The sequence below is a fragment of the Hyalangium sp. genome, from assembly GCF_035629615.1.
In the GTDB taxonomy this organism is placed as follows: Bacteria; Myxococcota; Myxococcia; order Myxococcales; family Myxococcaceae; genus Hyalangium.
In genome coordinates, this window is the sequence record NZ_DASPHO010000273.1 from 1 (window position 1) to 12818 (window position 12818).

The window sequence follows — 12818 nt, forward strand, 5'->3', positions numbered from 1 at the left end:
CAGGCGCGTCTTGGCGGAAAGGGTGCAGCACGCGAGCGGGCAACCGCATCCGCCGCACGAGCAGATCATCGAGCTGGGTCTGCGTCCGGTGGGAGAAGCGGCGCAGGGCGCCGAAGATGAGCCGGTAGGCCAGCTCGCCCAGCACGAGCACCACAGCGACGCTTCCCAAGGTGAGAAGCCACGAGGCCGGCATCCGCGCGTGCTCGGCCCAGAGCGCCGTCAACCACTCGTGGCTCAAGGCCACCCTCCTTGCGTGGGGATCTCCATCGAAGTGAGCTGCAACCCTGGTCTGCGGCTCGCTCCGTTGCGACCCCACTGGGAGGACCCGGCGTCGCTCCTCTCAGAACTGGCCCGACAGTCCGAGCATGAGCCCGCCCTTGGGCAGAAGCGAGACCGACACCAGGGGGATGTCGCGGCGCTCAGGGTCGACACTCCACGCCTCGAGCACGTGCTCGGTCGGGGTGCTCTGCAGAAAAGCATTCAGCAGGGCGCCTGTGCCGGCGAGCATGAGCGCCGGCCCCACCATCCGGTTGAGTGACCGCCCATAGTTCTCGGGCAAGGGGGGCCTGGAGGTCTCCTGCCACACCGTGAATGCCGCTCCCGTGGCGAGTGTGAAGGCACTGGACACCTTGACGAGGAACCTCTTGCGCTTCTCGGCCTCCGCAATGCTCCGGAGCCGCTCCTCGGTGAGCGCCACCAAGTGAGCGCGGTCCTCGTTGGCGAGGAGCCCTCTCCGGTAGTCGGCCTCCACTTCTTCTCCCTCGGAGGTGCTCAGCAGCGTCCAGGTCCCTACCCCGGCGAGAAACACTCCCGCAGTGAGATAGGTCCAGGTGCTGGCCTCGTAACCTCCCGCCCGCAGGTTCAGCCCGCCCGCCAGTCCGAACGCCGCCCCTCCAGCCAGACCGAAGGCGCCCTCATAGCGTCGTCTCTGGCGCTGCTGTCGGCCGAGCTGTCCCAAGAGCAGGCCCATGCGCTCGCTGTCATCGCGTGAGATGCCATACACGGGCGCTGGCGCCTGGGCCTGCTCGCTCTGGAAGGCCGTCAGCGCCCGAGGACCGAACGGCTGGGCAAAGAGCGCGCGCAGAGGCTCCGCGGGGCCTCGGGGCTCGGGGCCACCTGCCACCGCTGACAGGGACGCGAGTGTCACACCACCTTCGGGCAGCGCGAGGCGCTCGGAGCGTCCGCCCTCGAGCACCCGCTCGACGCTTCCCCCCTGGGTGGCCGGAGGCAGGCTCAGACGAACGCGGTGCCCTGCCTCGCTATGGCTATCAATCCAGCGCAGCCCCTCCGCGTCTCGGACAACAAGCCTGACGGCGTCCTTTCCGTCCACGTCGAGGACGGCGGCACCGGAGGAGGAAAGCTCGATCAAGCGGGTCTGATTGTCACCCGCGGGCCCTCGGGCGAACACGCGAGGGCGGAAGGCCGGGTTCTTCACCTCCCGGCTCGCCGTGTCCACGAAGGCGGCGAGCTCCTCATAGTTGACGGCGCCATCCCCATCCGCGTCGGCCGCTCCGAGCAGTCCCGAGCGCACGGCATGACTGAAGATTCCGGACTGGAGCTCGGACCACTCGTACACCTCGGCCTCGGCGCTCGTGGAGAGCAGCACGCCAACATGCGGGAGCCTCCGCCCCATCGCCTCGGCCGAGTCCGTGGGCGTGGCGTAGCGCCTGCCCCCGGGCTTGCGCGGGTTGAGCACGAAGAACGAGTTGCAGCTGTCGAGCACGACGTGCGCCCGCTGCACTGGGACTTGGGACAGGGCCTCCTCGAGCTCGTCGGCGGTGAAGGCCCCGTCGGCCAGCTCGAGGAACCCCTTGCCCTTCTCCACGTCACCATGGCCCGCGAAGAGGAAGAACAGCTCACTCTCCCGCCCCTGGGCCGCGGCCTCTCGGGCGCGCTCGGAGATCTCCTCGAACGCGTGGCGCAGCCGCACGCGGGTGGGCGGCTCGGCTCGCTGCTGCACCTCGGGGAACAGGCGAGCGGTGTCCTTGTCGAGCTCGGTGAGCACCCGGACGTTGGCCTCGGGCGCCAGCAACCGGAAGACAGTGTCGTACTTGGCGGCGTCATCGTCCGCGAACTGCAGCGGAGGACGCCCGAGCGTCGCGCTCGTGTTGTTGCCTACGATCAGCACGAAGCGCTCGCGCGGCGCCGCCATGCAGAGCGTGGGGACGAGGAGCAGCAGGCAAGGCAGCGGGCTCATCCATCGGCGGGGGTTCATGGCGCTTCCTCCAGCATCAAGGTCCAGTGGGTGACGGCGGCCTCCGGCCAGCGCGCAAGGAGGAGTGCTTCGGTGAGCTGGCCCTTCCCGAGCCCTTCTCCGAGCGCTTCCACGTCGAGGACGCGCAGCGGCTCGGCGGTCACCAGGGCGAAGACGTGCAGCGGGCCGGCCGCGGGGCCGTCGAGCACCACTGCCTCGGGCATGGGGGTGTCGCGCACCGAGGGCGGGAGTGCGATGGAGCGCGGGTCATCCCTCGGCGTGAGGTAGGCCGGGTAGACCCAGTGCAGCTCCCCGGCTGCGTCCTGGGCGAAGAGGAGCAGGAAGGCAGGCGCCTCACCGAGGTTGCGGTAGCGGGCGAAGAGCGGCGTCGCCGGAGACAGGACCGCGCCGGGCCGTAGGAGCACGGAGGGCTGCCCCGCGGAGAGCAGATCCACGCCGACGTGCCGGTGTAGCGAGGGTGCGAGCCCTCCACCGCGCGCGGCGAATGGCTCCAGCGAGGTCTCCCGGCCGGCCGGCCACACCATTACCCCGAGCGTCACCATGAAGGCCGCGGCCAGCCCGGCGCTCAACACCGGCTTCCAGCGGGCGCGTGGAAGCGGAGGCTGGGCGCGGATGCGTGCCATGACGGCCTGGACGTCACGCTCGTCAGGGGACTTCGGCGGCTCGCGCAGCCTTGCCACCAGGTGCTGCTGCGCGGCCAGCTCGCGACGGCAGCGCGGGCAGTCGGCCACGTGCGCCTCGAGCTGTCGGACGCGATTGGTGGTGGCCTCGCCATCCAGCCACTGGAACAGCTCCATCGGTTCGGGACAGGGGGTACTCATGCGTCGTCCTCCTGGGTGCGCGCGCGAAGCTGGCGGATGCCGAGGAAGACGCGCGAGCGGATGGTGCTCTCGGGGGCATTGAGGATCCGGGCAATCTCCGGGTAGTCGAGCCCCTGGTCGAAGCGGAGCAGCACGGCCTCTCTCAGCTTGGGGGAGAGCTCGTGCAGCGCGGCCAGGGTGCGGCGGTGGCGCTCGGCCTCGAGCAGTGCATCGAGCGGCGAGTGCGCCGCGTCCCCCCCCTCCTCCAGCGCGAGCCGGTGGTGGCGGCGCTGGCTGTCGCGGTACCGGTTCCGGCAGAGATTGCGCACCACGGTGAAGAGGTAGACGGTGAACGGGCGGGCCGGCCGGAATTCCTTGCGGGCGTGCCAGACCTTGAGGAGCGCCTCCTGCGCCACTTCGGCGCCAGCCGCGGGGTCCCCCAGGTAGCGTGTGGCGAACCGCTGCACCTGGGCCAGGTATCGCCTGACGAGCACCTCGAAGGCGTCCTGCGCCCCCGCGCTGGCCAGGAGCATCAGCTCCGCATCGGAGCGCTCCTCAGCCCGCCCTTCCGAGGGGGGAACGACGAAAAATCTGGGATCTCGCTTGGACATCGCCTGGAAGAACCCCACGCGGGCGATTCCGTTGAGTTCCTACCCGAAAAAACCACCGGTCACGCAGTGTCAGTTCAAGAGCCTCGGTGGGAAGCCCAGCAGCGCTCGCACCTGCTCCGGGGTCCACGTCTCCGCGCGCGGATCCCGCTCCTGCTGGAGCTCCCACAGGCAGTGCGCCACGTACGCGTCCTCGGGCGTTCCCTCTGGGGGAGGCTTCGTGTCGCCGGTGAGGCTGAAGGTGACGGAGCCCACGAGTCCCACTCCCTCCTCCGACTCCTCGTCACGCCCATAGACATAGGAAGGGTAGCGGTAGCGGAAGAGGAACAGCTCGCGGCGGTCTGCCGTGGGAGGCCAGTCGAGCACTCGCCGGTCCCATAGCTCGATGGACTCGGGCTCCTCGCCGAACTCGTTAGGGTGGCGGAGCCACGAGATGAGCTCCGCCTTCGCCAGCAGGACGGGATCATCCGCTTCCTTCGGGCGGAGGTGCGCCTTGCCGAGTTCCTGGAGGTACTCCCGCGCTCGCAGGGCCATCACCGGATCCAGCGTCGCCCGCGCCAGGTCCTCCACCGCGCCTGGGACACCGTGCCGGCTCCTGGCGTACAGCGACTCCAGCCGCACCTCCGGTTCTGGGTGCTGCGAGGCGAGCTCCAGCAGCTCGAGCGGCTCGGCGCCCGGAATCAACGCGAGCGCATAGCAAGCGGCGAGCGCAGGACCGTAGTCGTTCTCGTTCTCACTCTCGATGGAGCGACGCAGGCGCGCCAGCCGGGTGGCCACGGGGTGAGGCCAGAGCCGCCGGGCCGCGACCAGCCGATTGGCCAGGTTCAGGACCTCGAGCGCGCGGGCGTCCTCGACGTCCAGGAGCGGTGCCAACGTGGGGAAGAGCACGTCCACGTGCTCGGTCTCCACGGGGACGCCTTCCAGGATGACAGCGACGCTCAGGCCCGTGGGTCCGTCAGGCGCCACCACCGCCCGGGCGACGAAGGCCAGGCCCTCCCGAGCGCCGATCCGCGCGAGCACCATGAGTGCCAGCGTCTGCTCTTGCTCGGGCAGCTTCGGCCATGCGGCGAGGATGACGGGTGAGGCCTTGTCCCGGAAGTACTCCATGGCCTCTTGGCTGGCGGGCATCTGGATGAGCCTCAGCAGGACACCCTGGGGAGGGTCGAGCACGCTCCGAGCGCTGGGAGCTTCTCGTGAGAGGGCCTCGAGCACGGCGTGGGCCTGTTCCGCGGTGGTGACGCGTGCGCGCTGGAGCCGCGCGCGCGCCGAGCGGGAGACTTCCGGGTCAGGGCTGTGGAGCTGGTCGAGGAGCTGGCGCATCGAGGCTACCTTGCCACAGCGTGCTCACGGAGGTGGCTGCGGTCGCGGGGCACAGGACTTTCAGCGAGGGGAGATCATGGCAGGCAGCTCGCCCGTGGGCCGCAGCGTGACGAGAGGCTCGGGCGTCGGAGTGTAGCCAGCCACCATCCGCGGACGGTAGCGCTGGGCGAGCGTCGCCAGGATCAGCGTGCCCTCCATCAGGGCGAAGTTGTTGCCGATGCACTGCCGCGGCCCTCCGAGGAACGGGAAGTACGCATATTTCGGCCTTGCGGCGATCTTGTCGGGCGTAAAGCGGTCCGGGTCAAAGCGCTCGGGGTCTGGCCAGAACTCCGGCAGGCGCTGCGTGACGTAGGGGCTGATATCGACCGACGACCCGCCGAGCACCTGGTAGCCGCAGACCGTGTCGTCCTCCAACACCTTGCGGCCCAGGACGTAGACGGGGGGGTAGAGGCGCAGCGCCTCATCCAGCACTCTGCGCGTGTACACGAGCCGCGGGACATCGTCCGCCGTGGGCAGGCGGCCTCCAAGCACGGAAGCCAGCTCCGCATGGAGCGCTTGCTCTGGGCCCGGATTCTGTTCGAGCAGCACCCAGACCCACGAGAGCGCGGTGGCGGTGGTCTCATGGCCCGCGAGCATCATCGTCAGCACCTCGTTCTCGAGGTGCGCATCATCCATCTGCTCGCCGGTCTCTTCGTCTCGCGCGAGCATGAACATGGAGAGCAGGTCTCCTCGGTCCTCCAGGCGCTGACGGCGCTCTGCGATGACCCGAGCCACCACTTCCCTCAGTGTGTGGTTCGCTCGGCGGAATGCGCGATCATAGGCGGTGGGAAGAACCGGTGGGATGATCCGCATCGATCGGAACCGCTCGACCGTCTGTTCGCTGAGGACGTTGAAGGCTGCTGACACGGCCTGGACCTCGGCGCGCACGTCCGTTCCGAGCAGCGCCTCGCCGACAATGCGCAGGGTGAGCGCCATCATATCCCGCACCACATGGCGCGGCTCCCCCGAGCGCTGAGCCTCACTCCAGTGCTCCGCGAGATCCCCTGTCGCTCGCACCATCTGCTCCGCCATCGCCGAGATGCGTGCTCGGTGAAATGCCGGCTGCGCGAGCCTGCGCTGCTTGAGCCACGTCTCGCCCTGGCTCGTGATCAGACCATCGCCGACGACGCGGCGGAACAGCGAATAGCTGAAGTGGTCCTTCGTGTAGTTCTTCACGTGGTCCTGCAGCACGTGCTTGAGGCCCTCTGGGTGCGTCACCAGGTAAGAGCGCGCTGGGCCGAAGCGGTAGCGGGCCACGGGCCCATGCTCTGTCGCTGTCCGCATGAGCCAGCCCAGAACATCTTTCCGGACATCGCGAAGCACTCCGATGAGGGGCAGCCCTCGTGGGCCGGTGGCGATCCGGGGCGCGGCAGGCGGTGAGGATGGGGACGGGGCATCCATGAGAAGGCTCCTGTGCTGGAGATGGAGCCTATCTTCAAATGCCCCCCGCTCGCCCCCCTAAGCCTGGCTGTACGCCGCCTTTATCTTGCTGATGTCGATCTTGGTCATCTGAAGCATGGCCTCCATGACCCGCTTCGACTTCGCGGGGTCCTTATCCGCCATCAGCTCCATCAACGCGGACGGGATGATCTGCCACGACAGTCCGAACTTGTCCTTGAGCCAGCCACACTGCGACGGCGCCCCACCTCCTGCGGTCAGCTTCGTCCACAGGTCATCCACTTCCTCCTGCGTGTCGCAGTTCACGAACAACGAGATGGCCTCCGTGAACTTGAAGTGCGGGCCACCGTTCAGCGCGATGAACTCCTGCCCCTCGAGCTGGAACGTCGCCGTCATGACGGAACCCTTCGGTCCCGGACCCGCATCTCCGTAGCGCGTGACGCTGAGAACCTTCGAGTTCTTGAAGATGGAGACGTAGAGGTTCATCGCCTCCTCTGCGTTGTTGTCGAACCAAAGGAACGTCGTGATCTTCTGCTTGCTAGACATGGGTGTCTCTCCTCTTGGGTTGGGTGGGGGTGAGCTGGGTCTCGAGGTACCGGCGCAAGTGCGAGAGGCACTCCACGGCCACTTCGGGTCCGTTCCTGGCCTTGGCCAGGATGAAGGCACCGTGGATCACGGCCTGCGTGAAGAGCGCCATGCTTCCGGGATCCCACTGCGCTCGAGGGGCATAGCGCCGCTTTGCTTCGGCGATGTCGCTCTCAACGGTCTTGGCGTGATCGCTGATATGACTGTCGCACGCCTTCCGGATCTCGGGGTGCGTCTCGTAGGTCTCCTGCACCATCATGCCGAGCAGGCAGGTGAAGTCGGGAAGCTCGCCCCGCATGATGGACGCGCGGAAATCGACGTAGCCCAGAACCCGGTCAAGCGGGTCTGCCGCTTCCCGGTACGGCGCAGCCGCGAACGCGCTCTCGGCCATCGCGGCGAAGTGGTCGGCCGCAGAGAGGGCGAGCTCTTCCTTGCTCTCGAAGTGATGGAAGAAGCTTCCCTTCGTCAGTCCGGCCGCCTCACAGATATCGTCGACCGTCGTTGCCTCGTAGCCCTTGGCGCGAATGACGCGCAGGGCGGCGTCCAGGAACTTCGTCTTCGAATCGCCGTGTGCTCGAGCCATGAGAGCACCATACCAACTGGTTGGTATGGCGTCTAGAGGTAGCCGTCCAGCGCACGCTGCGCCCCCTGGGCAGCGAGCGATCTGCTCACGGCAGCCCAGTGCACGGCGAGTGACTAGAGAGGCAACTCGACGGTGAATGTCGCGCCCTGACCGGGAGCGCTCTCCACGGAGAGATGCCCCCCGTGCGCCTGCACCACCTCACGGGCGATCCACAGCCCCAACCCGAAGCCCCCGTAGTTCTCTTCGGAGACGGCCCGCTCGAATCGCTCGAAGATGCGGCCCTGATCTTCCGGCGCAATGCCCTTGCCGAAGTCACGCACGGTGAGCCGGGCGCACCCTGAGCCCTTCGTCACGGTGAGGTGGATGGGCTGGCCGGGACCGAACTTCATCGCGTTGGACAGCAGGTTGTCGATGACCTGTTCCAATCGCATCCCGTCCCATTGCCCCACCACCGGCGCTGGCGCCTTCAGCGTGTAGGTGCACCTCACCCGTGCCAGCTCCTCCTGCCACCGCTCACCCGCCTCCGCCGCAAGGAGGGACAGATCCACCTCGCCCCGCCTCAACGGCAGCTTGTCGTAGGACAGGCGTGAGACGTCGAACAGCTCCTCCACCAACCTCGCCAACCGTTGCAGCCGCGTGTTGGCTGTCTCCAGCTTGGCGACCCAAGGCTCCAACCCCGCGGCCTTGGCTGGATTGCGCAGGGCGTTGAGCAGCCCTTGCATGTAGAGCCGCATGGGGGTGAAGGGCGTGCGCAGCTCGTGCGAGGCCACTGCCAGGAACTCGTCGCGCTTGCGCAGGGCCGTCTGAGCCTGCTGGTACAACCGCTCCCGCTCCTCGGACAGCGCGGTGACTTCAGCGAAGCCCTGGGCATTCTCCAGCGCCGCACCCGCCAGAGTGGCGATGTACTCGGCGATTCGCAGCTCTTCAGGACCGAAGGCTCCGGCCAGCTTGTGGGTGGTGACGTAGAAGAGGACTGCGACCTGCCCGCGGACCAGGATGGGCGCCCCCAGGGCGGAGCGCTCCGCTCCGTGACCCGTGCTCTCGAGCTCTTCCGTCGAGGGCACGACGGGCCGCCGCAGCTCCCGTGCACGCTGCATGAACGGCCAGCGCGCCTCCCCGGAAAGCTCCTCGGACGTCGCTTCGACGATCCCACAGGATTCACCCCGGAGCAGTCCGAACGCGGCCTCGCGCACCGCCGCAAGGACCGCCTCCCGGGTCAGCGCCGAGGCGATGGCGCGGCCTGCCTCCAGGATCCGTGGGAACCGGTCCACCAGCGACAGACTCGCCGGAGCTTGGGGAACGGTGGCGGGCTCCAGCGCCGCGCGCATGGGCCGCAGCGCCTCTTCCGCGGCGGCGGCATCCTGGGCGGCATCCGGCCAGCCCAGGGCCGCTCCCACCTTGGCTCTGGCCAGCAACGTCCGAGCACGCTCGTAGCGCATGCCCAGGCGCTCGGCCCCGGCCAGGCTCCGGGCGAAGTACCGGCGGGCCAGGGCATTCTTTCCTTCCATCGCCGCGATCAAGCCCAACTCGCGCAAGGGGAGCACCCGGTTCTCCCGGAAGGGCAGTGTGTGACGAATCAGCCTGCGAGCAGTGGCCTTGGCCCGGCGCAACAGCGCCACGCGAAGGGAGAAGGCCTCGCTCGGCACTTGAGCGGCCTGCTCGCGAAGCGCCGTCACGAGCTGTGACCAGCCCAGGAACATGCGCAAAGGGACCCGCAGCTTCGACTTCTTGGCATGCTGGACGGCCTGCTCGAAGATGATCACGGCCTGCCCAGGCTGACCGGCTCGGAGCAGCCGCACCCCTTCGGCGTGGAGGAGCAGGGCGTGTCGTGCAAAGACGTGCCCTGCGTCGGGTTCGACACGAGCAACAAGCTCGGCGGCGATGACTTCACCTGGGAGCTGGCCCTCTGAGGCGCAGGCCCAGAGGTCCAGAGCCAGGCCGCGCCTGAACGCGTCGCCGGACTCCCTGGCCCGGCGGTACATCCGCTGCCCAAGCTCGGCAGCCCCCGACAGGTCTCCCATCAGGTAGAGCGCGAGGCCTAAGTTATTTTTCGCGTCATCCGCAGCCCCTCCCTCATTGGCGCCGGCTTGTCGGAACCTTTGCGCGGCTCTTCGACCCAGCTCGGCGCTCTCCTCATACCGTGCGCAAGAGAGCAGGCAGTACTGGTACGCGGAAAGAGTATGGGCCTGGTTCAGGACATCGCCGAAGTCCTCTTGGAGGGCGAGCGCCTTCTGTAAATACTTCCTCGCCCGCGCCAGGGTGAACCCCGCTAGGAAGGAGGGCATGCGCGGAATGGCTTGCATGAACAGCACGAGCCCGGCGCCATGATTCGTATAGCCCATCGACAGCGCCCGGTGGGGAGCGTACCGCTCGACGAGCCTCCACCCGCGGAGATGCATCCACGCAGCGGCTAGCACCGAGTCCCCCTGAAGCCAGTAGACTTGCAACAGCCACATGTAGAGGCGTACCGCGAGCTGTGCCTGCCCGTCCGGAAGAGGCGCGCGCCGCGCCTGGCGCTTCAGCCGCAGGGGCCGCAGCGCATAGAGGAACACCTCCCAGAGCAGGAACACGACGCGGGACAGGCTGCTCCCAGGTACCTTCCATCCGATGAGCCGCAGAGCCCGCTCCATCCTGCTGCTGGCGGCCGGCAGGTCGAGCTTTCCGAACATGGCCTCACCTCTCCGCTCCTCGAGGCGGGCCTGGTCCAGGCGCGTCACGGCGAAGGCCTGGGCCCGTCTGTAGTTCCGCTCCGCCTCCTCATGCTTCCCGCGGAAAAGCAGCACGTCCCCCAGTCCTTCCAGGAGGGCCATGCGCGTCGCAGCGTCCGCGTCCAGCATCCCGCGGTCGGCAAGCCGGTAGTAGCGCTCGGCGAGGTCCAAGGCGTATCTGGCTCGAGCCGCTTCAGCCGACTTCAACGCCTGCGGCCCTGCGCGTTCCAGCTCCCCGGCGGCCTCGAAGTGCCAGGCCAGCTCGAAAGTGCGCTCCGGGGCCCGGCGCTCCAGTTCCTGCGCGGCCATCAGGTGCAGCGCGCGCGCTTCCTCCGCCGGGAGTCGTTCCAGCAACGCCTCCCGAATCCGATCGTGCGCGAAGGTGTAGCGGCCCGTGGAAGTCTCCGTCCAGAGGAAGTGCCGTCGCCGGGCCTCCTCGAGCGCCACGACGGCCTGTTCAGGACTCTGCCTCGCCAGCACCGCCGCCAGGCCCACCTCGAACTCTCTTCCAAGGATGGCACCCGCGACCATCAAGGAGCGTGTCTCCTCGGAGAAGAGCTCGAGGCGTCGCAGGAGCAGGGATGCCGCCCGTCGCGAGGAGCTCACCTCCGCGAGCCGCTCCGGCTCCACATGCCATCCCGAGGCCGTGGACTTCAGGGCCCCACACTCGACGAGCCCGCGCACCATGGCGGCGGTCATGAACGGGTTGCCCTCGGAGAGCCGGACCACGAGGTCCAGTGCCTCGTCCGGGATACGGCCTGCCATCGACTCCGCCAGGTCCCGCACGTCCGAGGCCCCCCAAGGCGCCAGGCAGACATGATGCGTGGAGGGCAGCCTTCGGAGCAGGTGCGCCTCGGGCACCTCTTCCGTCCGAAAAGCCACCACCACCGTGACGAAGCGCTGCGCCCCTGGGGCGTCCTCGGAGGGTCTGGCCCACGCCTCGAGCAGCTTGAGAGTCAGCTCATCGGACCACTGGCAGTCATCCAGCAGCACGAGCGCCGGGGTCTCCGCATCCCCCAGCACCTCGAGGACCGCCGTGAGGGCCCGTGCGACGCGGGCCTCCCCCAGGCTCTCGAACTCCAGGCTCGTGGGCACCGGCGCTTCCAGTTCCTCCGCGAGCTGGGGAGACACCGTCTTGGCCAGGTCGAGGTACTCTTCAGCGCACGCGTGCAAGGGAGGCGCCATCCCCAACATCTCCACAAGCCGCGAGAACTCCGGGGAACAGATGCCGAGCTGCTCTCGGAAGTACGAACGTACAGTCCGTGCCAACTCGGGCGTCCTCTTCACAGCGCTTTCGAGATCCCGGAGGACTCCTCGGAGCAGCTGAAGGGGCTCTGGGGCTGTCCGATCGAAGCCCTGCCCCCTGAGGACCCGGGCGCCCTGTGCGAGGCCTCGCCGCGCCAGCTCGTCAAGGAGCATCGTCTTGCCCCCTCCCGACTGCCCCTCCACGAGCACGAGGCTCCCCTGCCCTCGGGTGGCTTCCCCCAGGGCGCGCTCCAACTCCTCCACCTCCGCGGCCCGCCCGATGAAGGTCGGCTCGGTGAGTGCCTGGTGGCGGTCGGACCGGCCCACCACCACGACGGGCTCAGCGAGGCCGCGCTCCAATGCCGAGGCAATGGCCTCCAGATCGGACAGGGCCGCCTCCGCGGACTGATAGCGCTCCCGTGGATCCTCGCGCAGCAGGTGCTGCACCACCTGCTCCAAGGCCCGAGGAACAAGGAGGCCCTGGGCGCGCAGCTCCGGGACGGTGCGCAGGTGCTGCCGCAGGAGCTCTCCGAGCGGCTCTGCTCGAAACGGCGGGGTGCCGGTCAGGCACTCGAAGAGCATCATGCCCACGGCATAGAGGTCCGAGGCAGGCCCCACGTCGGCGGAGACGAGCCCCAGCTGCTCAGGCGAGAGGTACTGGATGGCCGAGCGGGGGAGCGCCAGCAGGGAGTGCTCTCGGAGGTCCTCCAGCGCCAGCCCGAAGTCGATCAGGAGCACCTCCTGAAAGCTCTTCCCGGGAAGGAAAGCGACATTGGAGGGCTTGAGGTGGCGGTGCAGCACACCGTGGGCATGCGCCTCCCGCAGCGCGCGCAGCAGGCCGCGTCCCAACACGAGGGCCTCGGGGATGGAGAGCGGGCCCTTCGCCAGGCGCTCGCTCAGCGTTCCCGCGGAGACCCACGGCGTCACGCGGAACAGGAGCTCCCCCTCCAGCCCGCAGTCACGGGGAGGAGCGAGCCAGGGGCTGCGCAGATCTCGCAGCACGGCATCCTCCCGCAGCATGCGGTCGAATGCCCCCACCTGGAGACTGTGAAGGGGCGCGGTCTTCACCACCACAGTGGCAAGCGTGGAGAGTTCCTTGCCCTGCCAGGTCTGGATGGCCCCTTGCTGGTGAAGACACTGCTCCTTCAGGTACCGCCCGCCCATCCACAGGGAGGAGGTGCTCTCCCCCCCGAGAGCCTGTTGCCGTATCACGCCCGTCTCCATCCGCAGCCCCCTCTTGGCATCCATTGGCAGAGTCAGCGGTGCGGATTTGTGACGCGCTCAGGATTCGGCCACGAGCGTCTGCCAGGCACCCTT

Annotated in this window: 9 protein-coding genes; all 9 read right to left on the reverse strand. The window is 68.3% G+C overall.

What is annotated here, in order from left to right; genetic code table 11:
* A partial coding sequence (locus tag VD972_RS13775) for a hypothetical protein (protein WP_324986552.1) occupies positions 1 to 238 on the reverse strand: 238 nt, incomplete at its 3' end.
* A gap of 102 nt (positions 239 to 340) precedes the next feature.
* A complete protein-coding gene (locus VD972_RS13780) occupies positions 341 to 2215 on the reverse strand; it encodes a caspase family protein (protein WP_324986555.1) in 1875 nt (624 codons plus the stop codon).
* Positions 2212 to 3036 carry an anti-sigma factor family protein gene (locus tag VD972_RS13785; protein WP_324986558.1) on the reverse strand — a complete coding sequence of 275 codons (825 nt, stop codon included), beginning with the start codon at positions 3034 to 3036 and terminating at the stop codon, positions 2212 to 2214. Before VD972_RS13785 ends, VD972_RS13780 begins: the two co-directional genes overlap by 4 nt.
* A complete protein-coding gene (locus VD972_RS13790; RefSeq protein ID WP_324986560.1) occupies positions 3033 to 3626 on the reverse strand; it encodes an RNA polymerase sigma factor in 594 nt (197 codons plus the stop codon). The genes VD972_RS13785 and VD972_RS13790 overlap by 4 nt, the downstream gene beginning before the upstream one ends.
* A 69-nt stretch (positions 3627 to 3695) precedes the next feature.
* Positions 3696 to 4943 carry a hypothetical protein gene (locus VD972_RS13795; RefSeq protein ID WP_324986563.1) on the reverse strand — a complete coding sequence of 416 codons (1248 nt, stop codon included), beginning with the start codon at positions 4941 to 4943 and terminating at the stop codon, positions 3696 to 3698.
* A 60-nt stretch (positions 4944 to 5003) separates the two neighbouring features.
* On the reverse strand, positions 5004 to 6383 hold the full coding sequence (locus VD972_RS13800; RefSeq protein ID WP_324986566.1) for a cytochrome P450: 1380 nt from the start codon (positions 6381 to 6383) through the stop codon (positions 5004 to 5006).
* Between the two features lie 57 nt (positions 6384 to 6440).
* Positions 6441 to 6926, reverse strand: coding sequence for a VOC family protein (locus VD972_RS13805; protein WP_324986569.1), 486 nt, complete (start codon positions 6924 to 6926; stop codon positions 6441 to 6443).
* Positions 6919 to 7548, reverse strand: coding sequence for a helix-turn-helix domain-containing protein (locus tag VD972_RS13810; protein WP_324986571.1), 630 nt, complete (start codon positions 7546 to 7548; stop codon positions 6919 to 6921). The genes VD972_RS13805 and VD972_RS13810 overlap by 8 nt, the downstream gene beginning before the upstream one ends.
* 113 nt (positions 7549 to 7661) lie before the next feature.
* Positions 7662 to 12713 carry an ATP-binding protein gene (locus tag VD972_RS13815; protein WP_324986573.1) on the reverse strand — a complete coding sequence of 1684 codons (5052 nt, stop codon included), beginning with the start codon at positions 12711 to 12713 and terminating at the stop codon, positions 7662 to 7664.
* Positions 12714 to 12818: the final 105 nt, after the last annotated feature.

Bases quoted from the DNA above. Each gene is read 5' to 3' on its own strand.
- VD972_RS13810 (WP_324986571.1), bottom strand. From the start codon at position 7,548: ATGGCTCGAGCACACGGCGATTCGAAGACGAAGTTCCTGGACGCCGCC.
- VD972_RS13790 (WP_324986560.1), bottom strand. From the start codon at position 3,626: ATGTCCAAGCGAGATCCCAGATTTTTCGTCGTTCCCCCCTCGGAAGGG.
- VD972_RS13780 (WP_324986555.1), bottom strand. From the start codon at position 2,215: ATGAACCCCCGCCGATGGATGAGCCCGCTGCCTTGCCTGCTGCTCCTC.
- VD972_RS13805 (WP_324986569.1), bottom strand. From the start codon at position 6,926: ATGTCTAGCAAGCAGAAGATCACGACGTTCCTTTGGTTCGACAACAAC.
- VD972_RS13795 (WP_324986563.1), bottom strand. From the start codon at position 4,943: ATGCGCCAGCTCCTCGACCAGCTCCACAGCCCTGACCCGGAAGTCTCC.
- VD972_RS13800 (WP_324986566.1), bottom strand. From the start codon at position 6,383: ATGGATGCCCCGTCCCCATCCTCACCGCCTGCCGCGCCCCGGATCGCC.
- VD972_RS13785 (WP_324986558.1), bottom strand. From the start codon at position 3,036: ATGAGTACCCCCTGTCCCGAACCGATGGAGCTGTTCCAGTGGCTGGAT.